The organism is Pseudomonas sp. GV085 (assembly GCF_003050925.1).
Taxonomy (GTDB): Bacteria; Pseudomonadota; Gammaproteobacteria; order Pseudomonadales; family Pseudomonadaceae; genus Aquipseudomonas.
On record NZ_QAOV01000005.1, the window covers coordinates 165,440 to 180,774 of the forward strand.

Here is a 15,335-nt window from a genome sequence, read left to right on the forward strand (position 1 = left end):
TCGCTCGGCTACTTCTCGTCCGGAAACTACGGGCGAATGGCCACCGGGCTGGTACACTGCGCGACATTTTGTTTTGCAGGCCAGTCCCGTGACCACCATCGCCACCGAATTTAATACTTTGCCGCTGTCCGCCGCCATGCTGGCTAACCTCGACTCCCTCGGTTATGCCCAGATGACGCCGATCCAGGCGCAAAGCTTGCCGGTGATCCTCAAGGGGATGGACCTGATCGCCCAGGCCAAGACCGGCAGCGGCAAGACCGCCGCGTTCGGCATCGGCCTGCTGAACCCGATCAATCCGCGCTACTTCGGTTGCCAGGCGCTGATCCTGTGCCCGACCCGCGAGCTGGCTGACCAGGTCGCCAAGGAAATCCGCCGCCTGGCCCGTGCCGAAGACAACATCAAGGTCCTGACCCTGTGCGGCGGCGTGTCCCTCGGCCCGCAGATCGCTTCGCTGGAACATGGCGCGCACATCATCGTCGGCACCCCGGGGCGTATTCAGCAGCACCTGCGCAAGGGCTCGCTGGTACTCCACGGCCTCAACACCCTGATCCTCGACGAAGCCGACCGCATGCTCGACATGGGTTTCTACGATTCCATCGAAGAAATCATCATGCAGGCCCCGGAGCGTCGCCAGACACTGCTGTTCTCCGCCACCTACCCGACAGGCATCAAGCAGTTGGCCTCGAAGTTCATGCGTAACCCGCAGCAGGTGAAGGCCGAAGCGTTCCACGACGACACGCAGATCGAGCAGCGCTTCTACGAGATTTCCCCGGACGACCGCATGAGTGCGGTGACCAAGGTGCTTGGCCACTTCCGCCCGGCCTCTTGCGTAGCTTTCTGCTACACCAAGCAGCAGGTTCAGGAAACCGTCGACCACCTGACCGCCAAAGGCATTTCCGCCGTCGGCCTGCACGGCGATCTGGAACAGCGTGACCGCGACCAGGTATTGGCGATGTTCGCCAACCGCAGCACTTCGGTGCTGGTCGCCACCGACGTTGCCGCCCGCGGTCTCGACATCGATTCCCTGGACATGGTGATCAACGTCGAACTGGCCCGTGATTCGGAAATCCACATCCACCGTGTCGGCCGTACCGGTCGCGCCGGTGAGAAAGGCCTCGCGATCAGCCTTGTCGCGCCGTCCGAAGCACAGCGCGCACAAGCCATCGAGCAATTGCAGCAGACGCCATTGACCTGGGATCAGGTCGACAACCTCACCTCCAAGGGTGGTGGTCCGCTGTTGCCGCAGATGAGCACGCTGTGCATCGCTGCCGGCCGTAAGGACAAGGTTCGCCCGGGCGACATTCTCGGCGCACTGACCGGTGATGCCGGCATCCCCGGTGCCCAGGTCGGCAAAATCGCGATTTTCGACTTCCAGGCCTATGTGGCCGTGGAGCGTGGCGTCGCCAAGCAGGCCTTGCAGCGCTTGAACGACGGCAAGATCAAGGGCCGTTCGTTGCGCGTGCGCATCTTGTAAAAACGCACCGCCCTCCTCTTGTAGGAGCGAGCTTGCTCGCGAAAAACCTGAGCCCACCGCGTGGAGCCAGGCTGCCAGCGTTATCGTTGACGCCCATCGCGAGCAAGCTCGCTCCTACAGGGACCGTAACCTCTGTGAGATTTGTGAGGACACCGTTTTGCGCTCTACCGAAGTCGTGATCATTGGCGCTGGCGCCGCAGGGTTGATGTGTGCGCTGACCGCCGCCGGGCGCGGGCGCAAGGTGTTGCTGCTGGACCATGCCAACAAGGCCGGCAAGAAAATCCTGATGTCGGGCGGTGGCCGCTGCAATTTCACCAACATGTACACGGAACCTGGCAATTTCCTCTCGCAGAATGCACACTTCTGCAAATCCGCCCTGGCCCGCTACACACAGTGGGATTTCATCGGCATGGTGGCCAAGCATGGCGTGCCGTATCACGAGAAAAAACTCGGCCAGTTGTTCTGCGATAACAAATCCAGCGACATCCTGGAAATGCTCCTGAATGAGTGCGACCAGGTCGGCGTCAGCCTGCACCTGGACACGTCGATCCAGACCATCGAGAAGCTCGAAAAGGGCTATTTGCTGGACACGACGCTCGACCAGATAACGTGCGAATCCCTGGTGATCGCCACCGGCGGCCTGTCGATCCCGACCCTGGGCGCCACCGGCTTCGGTTACCAGGTGGCCAAACAGTTTGGCCACGAACTGCTGCCAACCCGCGCCGGCCTGGTGCCGTTCACCATCACCGATCAGCTCAAGGCCTTGTGCACCGAGTTGTCTGGCACGTCGGTGGATTGCCTGGTGAGCTGCAATGACCAGAGCTTTCGCGAGAACATCCTGTTCACCCACCGCGGCCTCAGCGGCCCGGCGATTTTGCAGATCTCGTCGTTCTGGGAATCCGGCGATACCGTCGAGATCAACCTGCTGCCGGATCACGACGTACCGGACTGGCTGCAACAGCAACAGGCCGAACGCCCCAATAGCGAGCTGAAAACCCTGCTCGGGGAAATCTTCACCAAGAAGATGGCCAACCTGCTGGCGGACAACTGGTTCGTGTCCAAACCGATGAAGCAGTACACCCACGCGGAACTGGCCGATATCGCGGAAAAACTGGCGAGCTGGAAAGTCGTGCCGGCGGGCACCGAAGGCTATCGCACCGCCGAGGTGACCCTGGGTGGCGTCAACACCAATGAAGTGTCGTCCAAGACCATGGAATCGCTGAAAAGCCCGGGGCTGTACTTCATCGGCGAAGTGCTGGACGTGACCGGGCACCTGGGCGGGTTCAACTTCCAGTGGGCCTGGGCATCCGGGTATGCCGCCGCGCAGTACGTCTGATCGCACCACCCCTGTAGGAGCTGCCGAGTGAAACGAGGCTGCGATCTTTTGATCTTGAAAAGCAAAGTCAAAAGATCGCAGCCTTCGGCAGCTCCTACAGAGGCGGTATATCGCCAAGGAAGGAACAGATTTTGCTGTCTGATGTGATCGACGCCATTGCGTCGGCGTCATTAGTGGCTCAATTTAGCGTCATTGCCTCGGAAGGCCTTCGCATTTCATGTCATCGACTTCGTTCCGCCAGTCTCTGCGTCGCCTCTGGGCGCTGGATAAATTCAGCTACAGCGTGCGGGTATTCATTGCCCTGACCGGCACCATGGCGCTGTGTTGGTATCAGGATGAAATGGGCCTGCTGATCCCGTTGTTCCTGGGGATTATCGCCAGTGCCCTGGCCGAAACCGACGACAGCTGGCAGGGCCGTCTCAACGCGCTGGCGGTGACGCTGGTGTGTTTCGCGGTTGCCGCCCTGTCCGTCGAGCTGCTCTTCCCCTACCCCTCGCTGTTTATCATCGCCTTCGCCCTGGCCGCGTTCTGCCTGACCATGCTCGGCGCCTTGGGCGAGCGCTATGGCGCGATTGCCTCGGCGACGTTGATCCTTTCGGTCTACACCATGATCGGCGTGGACCAGCGCGGCGGCGCGGTCATCGATGTCTGGCACGAGCCGGTGCTGCTGGTGGCCGGTGCCGCCTGGTACGGCCTGCTCTCGGTGTTGTGGCAGGCGCTGTTTTCCAATCAGCCGGTGCAGCAGAGCCTCGCGCGCCTGTTCCGCGAGCTGGGCTTTTACCTGAAGCTCAAATCCTCGCTGTTCGAGCCGATCCGGCAGATGGACGTGGAGGCGCGGCGCCTGGAACTGGCCCAGCAGAACGGTCGGGTGGTGGCGGCATTGAACGCTGCCAAGGAAATCATCCTGCACCGGGTCGGCAACGGTCGCCCGGGGTCGAAAGTCAGCCGCTACCTGAAACTGTACTTCCTCGCGCAGGACATCCACGAACGCGCCAGCTCATCGCACTATCCATACAACGCCCTGGCCGACGCCTTCTTCCACAGCGACGTAATGTTCCGCTGTCAGCGCCTGTTGCGTCAGCAAGGCAAAGCTTGCCGAGCCCTGGCCGAATCGATCCAGATGCGCCAGCCGTTCACCTATGACGCCAGTTTCGCCGAGGCCCTGAGCGACCTGGATGCCTCCCTGGAACATCTGCGCATCCAGAGCAACCCGGCCTGGCGCGGCTTGCTGCGTTCACTGCGGGCACTGGCGGCCAACCTTGGCACTCTCGACCGCTTGCTCAGCGATGCCAGCAACCCCGACGCCCTGGCCGACGCCACCGACAGCAGCTTGCTCGACCGTTCGCCGCGCAGCCTCAAGGACGTGTGGCTGCGCTTGCGCACGCAGCTGACGCCGACCTCGCTGCTGTTCCGCCATGCCCTGCGATTGCCCCTGGCCTTGAGCATTGGCTACGCCATGGTGCATTTGATTCACCCGTCCCAAGGCTACTGGATCATCCTCACCACGCTGTTCGTTTGCCAACCGAACTACGGCGCCACCCGCCGCAAACTCGGTCAACGGATCATCGGCACCGCCATCGGCCTGACCCTGGCCTGGGCGTTGTTCGACCTGTTCCCGAACCCGCTGATCCAGTCGTGTTTCGCTATTGCCGCCGGGGTGGTGTTCTTTACCAACCGCACCACCCGCTACACCCTGGCGACGGCGGCGATCACCCTGATGGTGCTGTTCTGCTTCAACCAGGTGGGTGACGGTTACGGGCTGTTCCTGCCACGGCTGTTCGATACCTTGCTCGGCAGCCTGATCGCCGGGCTCGCGGTGTTCCTGTTCCTGCCGGACTGGCAGGGCCGACGCCTGAACAAAGTGCTGGCCAACACCTTGGCCTGCAACAGCATTTACTTGCGCCAGATCATGCAGCAATACGCGGCCGGCAAAAGCGACGACCTGGCTTACCGCCTGGCCCGCCGCAACGCGCACAACGCCGACGCAGCGCTGTCGACCACACTGGCCAATATGCTGATGGAGCCTGGGCATTTCCGTAAGGAAGCGGATGTCGGATTCCGCTTCCTGGTGCTGTCGCACACGCTACTCAGCTACCTGTCAGGCCTGGGCGCACACCGGGAAACCCAACTGCCAGCGGACGTGCATGAACATTTGATCGACGGGGCCGGGGTGAAACTGGCTGCGAGCATCGACGAAATCGCTCATGGGCTGGCGAGCAAATCCTCAATTGCGATTCAAAGCGATGAGGAAGAAGCACTTGCCTATGGACTGGAACAGATGCCCGATGAAATCGATGAGGGGCAGCGGTTGGTGCAGACGCAACTGGCGCTGATTTGTCGTCAACTCGGGCCGTTGCGGACGTTGGCGGCGCATCTGATCAAGGACACCAGTGAGGATTGAGATCTCTTGTGTCTGGGCGAGCCTCTTCGCGGGCAAGCCCGCTCCCACATTGGTTTTGTGAACGACGCAGATCTAGTGTGGGAGCGAGCCTGCTCGCGAAGAGGCCCGCTCAGACAACACAGAAACTGGCTCAACCCACTCACATCCCATGCTGCTTCACCAAATTGTCATAACTGCCGTCCACCTTCATCGCCGCAATCTCCCGGTCGAAACTGGCGACGATCTGCTCATGCTGCGGATTCTTCAGGCTGACCAGAATGTGCAGGCTGTTCTCACTCAATGCCTTGGGCAGGAATTCCACGGCGTTTCGTACCTTGGGTGACTCACGGGACAGGTAGTAGCGGGCGACGTACTCATCTTCCAGTGTCAGTTTGACCCGGTCGGCCGCGACCATGCGCACTGCCATGGCGAAGCTGTGCACCGGGATTTTCTGCAATGAGTCGTCGTTGTCGAACGCGGGCGAATAGGCGTAACCGCGCACGATGGCAATTGGATACGTGTGCAATTGCTGCAGGTCGTTGAACTCGATGGGCACGTCTTTACGCTTGAGAAACCGTACGCGATTGAGCAGGTATTCGCCGGAGAACTGGCCGAATTTTGTACGCTCGTCGTTGTACCAGGCGTTGACCAGCACGTCGTAGCGGCCCTCGCCCACACCCATCAAGGCCCGCGCCCAGGGCACTTGTTCAAACTCACTGGCATAGCCGGCCCTGGCGAGCGCGGTACTGACAATATCCGTGGCCAAACCACCGTTGAGGAGCGTGGAATCGGTAAAAGGGGGCCAGGCATCAGCGACCAACCGCAGTTTTTCTGCCGCTGCTCCCTGAACCAGCAACAGCAATCCAATCAAAGCAAAAGCTCGATGCAATCGCGGCATGCCAGAAAATCCTTAGCGGGCGGATTGCCCAACGTGTTCTCAGCCAAACCCCAAGGCCTCGTACTGACAAGCCCGGGTACTCAACATTAGCTCATCGAAGCCACAGCACAGCGCTTCGATCCAGATTACACAAAGAAGACATCCGCGCGAGAAATGAATGATGGCATTTTGGCCTATGTCACAGATTCTTCCGCCATAAAGACATCTGGCGTGACTGCGCTTAGTATCGGAACGACGTTTTCAGGGAATCAAAACATGACAGTCGATTGGATCTGCAAACACCACAGCGACCTGGGCAAGGAGCAGCTGTACGCCATTTTGCAGCTGCGTGCAGAAGTGTTCGTCGTCGAGCAGCAATGCGCCTATCAAGACGTGGATGGCCAGGACCTGGAAGGTGACACTTGTCACTTGATGGCCTGGGACGGCAATCAACTGGTGGCCTATCTGCGGCTACTCGACCCGGAACTGCAAGGCGGGGACGTAGTGATCGGTCGGGTGGTCATTGCTCCACATGCACGAGGCGCCGGGCTTGGACACGCGTTGATGGACCAGGCGCTGGAGCAGATTGAAGAGCGCTGGCCGCAAACGCCGATCTACCTCTCGGCCCAGACGCATTTGCAGGGGTATTACGGGCGGTACGGTTTTGTCGTGACGGGCGAGGAGTTTGTCGAGGATGGCATTCCGCACATTGGCATGCGTCGCTCCTGAAGGCCCCTTCGCTGGCAAGCCAGCTCCTCCAGGGTTTATGTGAATCCTGTAGGAGCTGGCTTGCCAGCGAAGGCGTCAGCACAGATGCCGCCAATACTCAGGGATACTCCAGCACCGCCTTGATCTGCCGCAGATTACGCTCGATCCACCCGCGATCGATCGCACCCCACTCGCGAATCCGATAGCGCCCCGCATGGTTGCGCGCACCCTCTTCCTGCTCGAATTCACAGACAATATCCAGATCCGCCAGCGCCGCGATGGTGTCCTGTGCCGTGCGCCGGGGCATGCCGGTGACCTCGGTCAGCGCCGGAACACTGCTGGCCAGCCCGCTGTCGATCAGGTACGCCACGTACAACCGGCGGTAGAAGCTGCTCTTGGTCTTGCTCACGTCCATTCATTGCTCCTTAAAAGATCGCAGCCTGCGGCAGCTCCTACAGATCCCGCCACGTCAGGTACACCCGCACATCAAATTCCACCTGGTGATAACCCGGCAGCATGTGCTCGCACAGTTTGTAGAAGGCCTTGTTGTGGTCCGACTCCTTGAAGTGCGCCAGCTCATGCACCACGATCATTTTCAGGAACTCGCAAGGCGCTTCCTTGAACAGCGACGCGATGCGGATTTCTTTCTTGGACTTGAGCTTGCCGCCCTGCACCCGGGAAATCGTGGTGTGCAGGCCAAGGGCACGGTGGGTCAGGTCCAAGCGGTTGTCGAACAGCACCTTGTCGATGGCCGGGGCATTACGCAGGTATTCCTGCTTGAGGTCCAGGGCATAGGTGTACAGCGCCTTGTCGCTCTGCACCCCGTGCTTTTGCGGGTAACGCTGGCTCAGGTAATCGCCCAGCCGACCGTCGGCGATCAGCTGGCGCACCGAATCCTGCAATGTGGCGGGATAGGCCTGGAGATATTTCAACACGGTCATCGGGGCGGCAATACAGGTCACTGAAAGGTCGCCAGTGTAGCGAATTCAGCGGGCCAGCGCGCTCCAGTCAAATGGCTGGGCAAAGACCCCGGTGTCTTCGGCCATCATCGGCCGGGCCACCAGAAAACCTTGCACATATTCACAGCCATTGGCTTGCAGCCATTCAAACTGCGCGGCGGTTTCGACCCCTTCGGCAATCACCAGCATCCCGAACTGTTTGCACAGGTCGATCACACTGCGCACCAGCGCCGCATCCCGTACCGACTCTGGCAACCGGGCGATCAAATGGCGATCGATCTTGAGGGTATCCAGCTCCAGGTCGCGCAAGTGCGTCAGGGAGCAGGGGCCGGCCCCGAAGTCATCCAGTGCCACTCGTACGCCCAGATTGTGCAGCAGGCGCAATTGCTTGCGGGTTTCTTCGGGGTTGTGCATCAAGGCCTCTTCCGTGACCTCGACTTCCAGATGACGCGGTTGCAAGTCATTACGCTCAAGCACCTGGCGCAACTCGGTGACCAGGTTGGGCATGCCGAACTGCGTACTGCTCAAACTGACGCCGAGCACCAGGTCCTCGGTAAACAGGGACTCCCAGGCTTTGCGTTGCCCGGCGCAGCGATGGTAGATCCAGCTGCCCAGGCGACTGATCAGCCGCGCCTCCTCCAGTAATGGCAAAAACAGCCCCGGGGGTACATCGCCAACGCTCGGATGCTGCCAGCGCAACAAGGCCTCGAAGCCACGAATCCGCCCGTCGGCAATCGCCACCTGAGGCTGATACACCAGATTGAAATCCCGATTCTCAATGGCGGTTCGCACACTTTCTTCCAGCATCAGCCGCGAGCGCGCCCGGCCGTTCATTTCGTGATCGTAGAAGCGATATTGCTGGCGACCGGCACGCTTGGCTTCGTACATGGCAATGTCGGCCGCCCGCAGCATCCCGTCGAGATTGGCGCCACAATCAGGGAACGTAGCGATGCCGATGCTGGCACCCAGCACGATATCGAGGCCATCGATCTGCTGACAGATCGACACTCGCTCGATGAGCTTCTCGGCAATCTTCGCCGCCTGCTCGGGGAACTCCAGATCCAGCAGCGCGGTGAATTCGTCGCCGCCCATCCGCGCCAGAATGTCGAAGGGCCGCAGGCAGGCCTTCAACTGTTCGCAGACCCAGCGCAGCACCCGATCGCCGGCATCGTGCCCGAGCGAATCATTGACGCGCTTGAAGCCGTCGAGGTCCAGGTACATCAAGACCCAGCAACTGTCGGAGCGCTCACCGCGCAACAGCAGGTTCTCCACGGTCTGGTAGAAACCCCGGCGGTTGAGCAATCCGGTCAGCGGATCGGTGACCGCCTGAAACTCCAGTTGCTGATGCAGATGGCGCACCACCGACATGTCCAGCACGGTCACTACCATCGCATGTTGCTCGGCAGGCAATGGCGCGCAGGACAAGGCCACCGGCACCTGCTGGCCGGGCGCCGTTCGTAGCAGGGCATCGTGCAGGCGCAGGGTTTCGCCGCGTTTGTATCCGGCCAGCAACTCGGAATCGGCCCAGATCGGGATATGCGGTTTTTGCAGGTAGTCCAGAAACTCCTTGCCTTGCAGTTCCTGCACCGTGGCATTGAGCAGCCGTGACATCGCCGGATTGGCAAAACGAATCAGACCGTCCTCACCCAATACCAGAATGCCTTCGGCAGCGTTATCCAGCACCGACGCATTAAAGGCACGAGCGGATTCCAGATCATGACTCAGGCGCTGCAAGGCCCGGCGGTTACGCTGGTGTTCGAGCAACGCCTGGACCTTGGGCGTGAAGATCCGGGGGTCGAACGGCTTGAACAGGTAATCCACCGCACCACTGGCATAGCCCTTGATCACCGCGTCCTGGGACTGTTCGTTGGCGGTCAGGAAAATGATCGGCGTGAGACGGGTCCGCTGGCTGCCGCGCATCAGGCGCGCCACTTCATAGCCGTCCATGCCCGGCATCTGCACGTCCAGCAGCACCAGGTCGATATCGTGTTCAAGCAACAAGCCGAGGGCCTCGAAACCCGAGGCGGCAGTCATGACCCGCCAGTCCTGGCGCTGTAACAACGCGCGCATGCTGATCAGGTTTTCAGGGTAATCATCGACGACTAAAAGGGTTGAGCCGCCTTCTACTGGCGTGGGTTGCGCGCATTCCATGCTGCCTCTCTAATTGCGGGGTGTCAGGCCGGCTTCTCGTGAAAACCGGACAAATACGGTGCCATCACTCTAGACCCGGTTCTGCAAAAGCAGAAGGTGTCAGTAAGCCATCATATAATCATTGTGTCTTTTTACCGACTAACGGTCGATGGTTCAGCTCCATGAAAACCGGGAAGCTGGCATTTCGACAGGATGTTGACGTCAACCACCCGTCAGACGAGCGTTAACAAAATATCCCGCTACGCTTATAAAGGCACCCCCTAAAGGTGCGGTCTAGAGCTTCTGGCACACCTGTGCAGCATGAATCGAGTGGAAGAACCGACATGATCGATCTCGCAAGCTGGAACCTCAGCGTTCCCGTTGGCAACCCGCCGTACACCGTCGAAACCGCCAAACTGGTGGATGGCTTCAAGGATCAATACTTCCACTCCGACACCGGCACATTGTTTTTCTGGGCGCCCGTGACCGGTTCACGTACCGAAAACGCGATTTACCCACGCACCGAATTGCGTGAAACCTACAGCAACGGCACGTTGAAAAACTGGTACTACCCCGACGCTGACAACTCCCTGCATGCGACCCTTTCGGTCAGCCAGGTACCCAGCTCGGGCAAGATCGTCATTGGCCAGATCCACGCCTATAACAGCCAGAAGCCCATGGTGAAGGTCGAGTATCAATACAAAACCGACAGCTCGACCGGCAATATCGTCGCCAAAGTCCGTATGCACCCCGACGACACCCCCCGAGTCATCACCATCGCCACCGGCGTGAAACTCAATCAGGAATTCTCCTACCTCATCCACCTCAGCCCCGGCGGTGCCTTGGGCATCAGTGCGGCGGGCTATCAGTGGAATACCGATATCAGCACGATGTGGCGTGATAAGCCCCTGTACTTCAAGGCCGGCGTCTATGTGCAGGACAATACGGGGTACACAAGCGAAGGCGGGGAAGTGACGTTCAGCAAGCTGGATATTGATCACAATCAATAAACACACAAACTGTAGGAGCGAGCTCGCTCCTACAATGATCGTGTCGCCCACAAAAAACCCGCCTCTCGGCGGGTTTTTCATCAAGGCAGCTTAACGCTCAGTCTTAGTTGACCTTGGCGTTCAACTCACCTTTCAGGTAACGCTGGTACATCCCTTCCAGGGAGATCGCCTTGATCTTCGAAGCGTTGCCGGCAGTACCGAAGGCTTCGTAGCGAGCGATGCACACATCGCGCATGGCGGTCACGGTGGCGCCGAAGAATTTACGCGGGTCGAACTCGCTCGGGTTGGTGGCCATCAGGCGACGCATTGCGCCAGTGGATGCCAGGCGCAGGTCGGTGTCGATGTTGACCTTGCGCACGCCGTGCTTGATGCCTTCGACGATTTCTTCAACCGGTACGCCGTAGGTTTCCTTCATGTCGCCGCCGTACTGGTTGATGATCGCCAGCCACTCTTGCGGAACCGAAGACGAACCGTGCATCACCAGGTGAGTGTTCGGAATGCGCTTGTGGATTTCCTTGATGCGGTCGATGGCCAGCACGTCGCCAGTAGGTGGCTTGGTGAACTTGTAGGCGCCGTGGCTGGTGCCGATGGCGATGGCCAGGGCATCGACCTGAGTGCGTTTTACGAAGTCAGCGGCTTCTTCCGGGTCGGTCAGCATCTGGCTGTGATCCAGAACGCCTTCGGCGCCGATACCGTCTTCTTCACCGGCCATGCCGGTTTCCAGCGAACCCAGGCAGCCCAGCTCGCCTTCTACCGAAACGCCGCAGGCGTGAGCCATGGCCACGGTTTGTTGGGTCACACGCACGTTGTAGTCGTAGTCGGTCGGGGTCTTGCCGTCTTCGCCCAGGGAACCGTCCATCATCACCGAGCTGAAGCCCAGTTGAATGGAGCGCTGGCAGACGTCAGGGCTGGTGCCGTGGTCCTGGTGCATGCACACCGGGATGTGCGGGAACTCTTCGATGGCTGCCAGGATCAGGTGACGCAGGAACGGCGCGCCGGCGTATTTGCGAGCACCGGCCGAAGCCTGGACGATCACCGGGGAGTCAGTCTTGTCAGCGGCTTCCATGATGGCGCGCATCTGCTCAAGGTTGTTGACGTTGAAGGCTGGAACGCCGTAGCCGAACTCGGCTGCGTGGTCCAGCATCTGGCGCATGCTGATAAGTGCCATTTTGTATATCTCTCCCGGTTGAGGGTCGTTAATCGTGCCAGCCTGCCGTAGCGGCGGCGGCTATTCAAGTTATTGCAGATCGGGGGTTGAGCCCGGGCTGCGGATTTGGTGTTGCATCAGTGCCGAACGCTGCCCCTTGTAGGAGCGAGCTTGCTCGCGATGATGGCCCAGACAACGCGGGCATTCAGGTCCCCAGCGTTATCGTTAACGACCATCGCGAGCATGCTCGCTCCTACAGGTGACAACCACGGCCGATCAAATCATTGGTGGCGACCCAGTAAACCAGGCCTTCCTCACCTTTTATGTGAAACGCCAGCATGTCATTGCTGTACAGCGAGCCCGATGCACCCGGTTCCTGCTTCAAGCGGTAGACCTGATCGGCACCGCCCAGGCGCACGTCGACTTCTCCACGGCTGTCGTCGGTGTAACGCCACAGTACTTTGGCCTGGCTGTCGCAGGTCCAGGTGGTCCAGTTATCCACAGGCGCGGACGAATGGAACAGGTTCAACTGAGCACAACCGGCCAACAACGCCAATGCCGCAACTGCGATAAAACCTTTCATCCGTGTCCCTCGGCTGACAGCGCACGCTGCCAGCCCTGAGTAAAGAGTCAGACCCGTCAAGGGCAGCCATGTTCCTTGGCGGGTGCCTGGGTCTCGTATTTGTCCAGACCCTCGGGACCTGCGCGCTTGTTGAGCACCGGGTTGGTTTCGGCCTGCCAGTCAGCCTGGTAGCAGCCTTTGTCCGACTCGGACGGCGCAGGTTCCGGTGTGGCCTTCGGGTTACTCCCGCACGCCACCAGCGAACCCGCGACGATCAACAGCGCTAACGTCTTGACCATGTAAACACTCCCTTGCCTGGTCAAACGGGCGACCCTCAGGCCTTGGCCCGGCTTTCCAGGACTTCAACGGCTGGCAGAACCTTGCCTTCGACGAATTCGAGGAACGCGCCACCACCGGTAGAAATGTAGGAGATCTGCTCGGCCACGCCATACTTGTCGATGGCAGCCAGGGTATCGCCACCGCCGGCAATGGAGAATGCCGCGCTGTCTGCGATGGCCTGGGCCAGCACTTTGGTGCCATTACCGAACTGATCGAACTCGAACACGCCGACCGGGCCGTTCCACAGGATAGTCCTGGACGACTTCAGCAGCTCGGCGAAATTCGCCGCAGTCTGCGGGCCGATGTCCAGGATCATGTCGTCGGCAGCGACGTCAGCGATCAGCTTGACGGTCGCAGCGGCGCTTTCAGCGAACTCCTTGGCAACCACCACGTCCACTGGCAGCGGCACGCTGACCTTGGCGGCAATGGCGCGAGCGGTGTCGAGCAGGTCCGGCTCGTACAGGGATTTGCCGACCGGGTGACCGGCAGCGGCCAGGAAGGTGTTGGCAATGCCGCCGCCGACGATCAACTGGTTGCAGATCTGGCTCAGGCTGTTCAGCACGTCGAGTTTGGTCGACACCTTGGAGCCGGCAACAATGGCCGCCATTGGCTGGGCCGGAGCGCCCAGGGCCTTGCCCAGTGCATCCAGCTCAGCAGCCAGCAACGGGCCGGCAGCGGCAACCTTGGCGAACTTGGCCACGCCGTGGGTCGAACCCTCGGCACGGTGAGCGGTGCCGAAGGCGTCCATCACGAACACATCGCACAGGGCGGCGTACTGCCGGGCCAGTTCGTCGGCGTTCTTTTTCTCGCCCTTGTTGAAGCGCACGTTTTCGAACAGCACGATGTCGCCGGCCTTGACGTCGACGCCGCCCAGGTAGTCGGCCACCAGCGGCACTTCACGGCCCAGAGCCTCGCTCAGGTAGTCGGCGACTGGCTTGAGGCTGTTCTCGGCCGAGAACTCGCCTTCGGTCGGACGGCCAAGGTGCGAGCAGACCATCACGGCCGCGCCTTTTTCCAGGGCCAGCTTGATGGTCGGCAGCGAGGCCAGGATACGCGCATCGCTGGTGACAACACCGTCCTTGACTGGGACGTTGAGGTCTTCGCGGATCAATACGCGCTTACCTTGCAGATCGAGGTCGGACATCTTCAACACGGTCATGGGTCGCATTTCCTGAGTAGCTGATCTTAGAGAGCAGGTTTTTTTGAAGTCGCTGTTTGCAGATAGTGCTCTGCAACGTCCAGCATTCGGTTGGCAAAACCCCATTCGTTGTCGAACCAGGCCAGGATGTTCACCAGCCGAGGGCCGGAAACGCGGGTCTGACTGGCATCGACGATCGCCGAATGTGGGTCATGGTTGAAATCACAGCTTGCGTGGGGTAGCTCGGTGTAGGCCAGCAGGCCTTTGAGCGGGCCGCTGGTGGCGGCTTCGCGCAGGATCCGGTTAACCTCGGTGGCATCGGTCGCGGTAGCGGTCTGCATCGTGATATCGAGGCAGGACACGTTGACCGTTGGCACCCGCACGGCTTTGGCCTGAATTCGTCCGGCAAGTTCCGGCAACAGGCGTTCGATGCCACGCGCCAGACCGGTGGACACCGGAATCACCGACTGGAACGCCGAACGGGTGCGGCGCAGGTCTTCGTGGTGATAGGCATCGATGACCGGCTGATCGTTCATGGCCGAGTGAATGGTAGTGATCGATACGTAATCCAGGCCAATGGCCTGATTCAGCAGGCGCAACAGCGGCACGCCGCAGTTGGTGGTGCAGGACGCGTTGGACACCAGCAGTTCGTCGCCGGTCAGGCAATCCTGATTCACGCCGTAGACGACGGTGGCGTCGACATCGGTCTCGCTGGCCATCGGCTGGGAAAACAGCACGCGCGGTGCGCCGGCGTCGAGGAAACGCTGGCCGTCTTCGCGAGTGTGATAAGCGCCGGAGCACTCCAGCACCAGATCGACGTCCAGGGACGCCCAATCGATGCCTTCGGGGGTGGCACTGCGCAGGACCTTCACGCAGTCGCCATTGATATGCAGACAATCGCCGTCGACCTTCACTTCGCCGGGAAAACGCCCGTGGGTGGAGTCGAAGCGTGTCAGGTATTCGATGCTGGCCATGTCGGCCAGATCGTTGATCGCGACAATCTCGAACCCAGCCGTCGAGCCTCGCTCGAACAACGCACGCAAGACGCAACGACCAATCCGGCCGTAGCCGTTGAGTGCAACTTTGTAGGGACGCGGTTGAGGCATGGGGTTCTCGATTATGCGCAAGTACAACACAACCCTTGTAGGAGCGAGCTTGCTCGCGATGGACTTCAGAACAACGCGTTTATCCAGACAGCCAGCGTTATCGTTAACGACCATCGCGAGCAAGCTCGCTCCTACAGGGGACCGCGGTGGTCGTGAAACCACCGCGTCG

Annotated in this window: 14 protein-coding genes; 5 read left to right on the forward strand and 9 right to left on the reverse strand. The window is 60.3% G+C overall.

Features of this window, described 5'->3' with window-relative positions; genetic code table 11:
* Positions 1 to 136 precede the first annotated feature (136 nt).
* From dbpA to yccS, 3 genes are all read left to right on the forward strand, one after another.
* Positions 137 to 1,474 carry an ATP-dependent RNA helicase DbpA gene (gene dbpA / locus C8K63_RS12530; protein ID WP_371920759.1) on the forward strand — a complete coding sequence of 446 codons (1,338 nt, stop codon included), beginning with the start codon at positions 137 to 139 and terminating at the stop codon, positions 1,472 to 1,474.
* Positions 1,475 to 1,631: 157 nt separating this feature from the next.
* The gene (locus C8K63_RS12535) at positions 1,632 to 2,810 is read left to right on the forward strand and encodes an NAD(P)/FAD-dependent oxidoreductase (protein WP_108216995.1); all 1,179 of its coding nucleotides are present in this window, start codon (positions 1,632 to 1,634) and stop codon (positions 2,808 to 2,810) included.
* A gap of 217 nt (positions 2,811 to 3,027) precedes the next feature.
* Positions 3,028 to 5,211, forward strand: coding sequence for a YccS family putative transporter (gene yccS, locus C8K63_RS12540; RefSeq protein ID WP_108216996.1), 2,184 nt, complete (start codon positions 3,028 to 3,030; stop codon positions 5,209 to 5,211).
* Between the two features lie 139 nt (positions 5,212 to 5,350).
* Here yccS and C8K63_RS12545 read toward each other — a convergent pair whose 3' ends face one another.
* On the reverse strand, positions 5,351 to 6,088 hold the full coding sequence (locus C8K63_RS12545; protein WP_108216997.1) for an ABC transporter substrate-binding protein: 738 nt from the start codon (positions 6,086 to 6,088) through the stop codon (positions 5,351 to 5,353).
* Positions 6,089 to 6,343: 255 nt separating this feature from the next.
* Between C8K63_RS12545 and C8K63_RS12550 the strand changes: the two genes are divergently transcribed.
* Positions 6,344 to 6,796, forward strand: coding sequence for a GNAT family N-acetyltransferase (locus C8K63_RS12550; protein ID WP_108216998.1), 453 nt, complete (start codon positions 6,344 to 6,346; stop codon positions 6,794 to 6,796).
* A gap of 97 nt (positions 6,797 to 6,893) precedes the next feature.
* On the opposite strand, the gene C8K63_RS12555 is transcribed toward C8K63_RS12550, so the two are convergent.
* The 3 genes from C8K63_RS12555 to C8K63_RS12565 are packed head-to-tail and all read right to left on the reverse strand — an operon-like array spanning position 6,894 to position 9,885.
* On the reverse strand, positions 6,894 to 7,190 hold the full coding sequence (locus C8K63_RS12555) for a helix-turn-helix domain-containing protein (protein WP_007894945.1): 297 nt from the start codon (positions 7,188 to 7,190) through the stop codon (positions 6,894 to 6,896).
* A 37-nt stretch (positions 7,191 to 7,227) separates the two neighbouring features.
* Positions 7,228 to 7,716, reverse strand: coding sequence for a YgjP-like metallopeptidase domain-containing protein (locus C8K63_RS12560; RefSeq protein WP_108216999.1), 489 nt, complete (start codon positions 7,714 to 7,716; stop codon positions 7,228 to 7,230).
* A gap of 45 nt (positions 7,717 to 7,761) precedes the next feature.
* Positions 7,762 to 9,885: a bifunctional diguanylate cyclase/phosphodiesterase gene (locus C8K63_RS12565; RefSeq protein WP_108217000.1), complete on the reverse strand. Its 2,124-nt coding sequence runs from the start codon at positions 9,883 to 9,885 to the stop codon at positions 7,762 to 7,764.
* A 323-nt stretch (positions 9,886 to 10,208) separates the two neighbouring features.
* Here C8K63_RS12565 and C8K63_RS12570 point away from each other — a divergent pair, with 323 nt between their 5' ends.
* Positions 10,209 to 10,874 carry a polysaccharide lyase family 7 protein gene (locus C8K63_RS12570; RefSeq protein ID WP_108217001.1) on the forward strand — a complete coding sequence of 222 codons (666 nt, stop codon included), beginning with the start codon at positions 10,209 to 10,211 and terminating at the stop codon, positions 10,872 to 10,874.
* A 103-nt stretch (positions 10,875 to 10,977) separates the two neighbouring features.
* Here C8K63_RS12570 and fba read toward each other — a convergent pair whose 3' ends face one another.
* From fba to epd, 5 genes are all read right to left on the reverse strand, one after another.
* Positions 10,978 to 12,042 carry a class II fructose-bisphosphate aldolase gene (gene fba, locus C8K63_RS12575; protein ID WP_108217002.1) on the reverse strand — a complete coding sequence of 355 codons (1,065 nt, stop codon included), beginning with the start codon at positions 12,040 to 12,042 and terminating at the stop codon, positions 10,978 to 10,980.
* Positions 12,043 to 12,274: 232 nt separating this feature from the next.
* The gene (locus C8K63_RS12580) at positions 12,275 to 12,604 is read right to left on the reverse strand and encodes an MliC family protein (protein ID WP_108217003.1); all 330 of its coding nucleotides are present in this window, start codon (positions 12,602 to 12,604) and stop codon (positions 12,275 to 12,277) included.
* A gap of 56 nt (positions 12,605 to 12,660) precedes the next feature.
* The gene (locus C8K63_RS12585; protein WP_108217004.1) at positions 12,661 to 12,882 is read right to left on the reverse strand and encodes a hypothetical protein; all 222 of its coding nucleotides are present in this window, start codon (positions 12,880 to 12,882) and stop codon (positions 12,661 to 12,663) included.
* Between the two features lie 35 nt (positions 12,883 to 12,917).
* Positions 12,918 to 14,081 carry a phosphoglycerate kinase gene (locus C8K63_RS12590; RefSeq protein WP_108217005.1) on the reverse strand — a complete coding sequence of 388 codons (1,164 nt, stop codon included), beginning with the start codon at positions 14,079 to 14,081 and terminating at the stop codon, positions 12,918 to 12,920.
* A 26-nt stretch (positions 14,082 to 14,107) separates the two neighbouring features.
* On the reverse strand, positions 14,108 to 15,166 hold the full coding sequence (epd, locus tag C8K63_RS12595) for an erythrose-4-phosphate dehydrogenase (protein ID WP_108217006.1): 1,059 nt from the start codon (positions 15,164 to 15,166) through the stop codon (positions 14,108 to 14,110).
* Positions 15,167 to 15,335: the final 169 nt, after the last annotated feature.

What these genes read in the sequence shown, in the direction of transcription:
- C8K63_RS12555 (WP_007894945.1), bottom strand. Translation starts at nt 7,190, where the DNA reads ATGGACGTGAGCAAGACCAAGAGCAGCTTCTACCGCCGGTTGTACGTG.
- C8K63_RS12570 (WP_108217001.1), top strand. Translation starts at nt 10,209, where the DNA reads ATGATCGATCTCGCAAGCTGGAACCTCAGCGTTCCCGTTGGCAACCCG.
- C8K63_RS12560 (WP_108216999.1), bottom strand. Translation starts at nt 7,716, where the DNA reads ATGACCGTGTTGAAATATCTCCAGGCCTATCCCGCCACATTGCAGGAT.
- C8K63_RS12585 (WP_108217004.1), bottom strand. Translation starts at nt 12,882, where the DNA reads ATGGTCAAGACGTTAGCGCTGTTGATCGTCGCGGGTTCGCTGGTGGCG.
- C8K63_RS12590 (WP_108217005.1), bottom strand. Translation starts at nt 14,081, where the DNA reads ATGACCGTGTTGAAGATGTCCGACCTCGATCTGCAAGGTAAGCGCGTA.
- C8K63_RS12580 (WP_108217003.1), bottom strand. Translation starts at nt 12,604, where the DNA reads ATGAAAGGTTTTATCGCAGTTGCGGCATTGGCGTTGTTGGCCGGTTGT.
- C8K63_RS12545 (WP_108216997.1), bottom strand. Translation starts at nt 6,088, where the DNA reads ATGCCGCGATTGCATCGAGCTTTTGCTTTGATTGGATTGCTGTTGCTG.
- fba (WP_108217002.1), bottom strand. Translation starts at nt 12,042, where the DNA reads ATGGCACTTATCAGCATGCGCCAGATGCTGGACCACGCAGCCGAGTTC.
- yccS (WP_108216996.1), top strand. Translation starts at nt 3,028, where the DNA reads ATGTCATCGACTTCGTTCCGCCAGTCTCTGCGTCGCCTCTGGGCGCTG.
- epd (WP_108217006.1), bottom strand. Translation starts at nt 15,166, where the DNA reads ATGCCTCAACCGCGTCCCTACAAAGTTGCACTCAACGGCTACGGCCGG.
- dbpA (WP_371920759.1), top strand. Translation starts at nt 137, where the DNA reads ATGCTGGCTAACCTCGACTCCCTCGGTTATGCCCAGATGACGCCGATC.
- C8K63_RS12550 (WP_108216998.1), top strand. Translation starts at nt 6,344, where the DNA reads ATGACAGTCGATTGGATCTGCAAACACCACAGCGACCTGGGCAAGGAG.
- C8K63_RS12565 (WP_108217000.1), bottom strand. Translation starts at nt 9,885, where the DNA reads ATGGAATGCGCGCAACCCACGCCAGTAGAAGGCGGCTCAACCCTTTTA.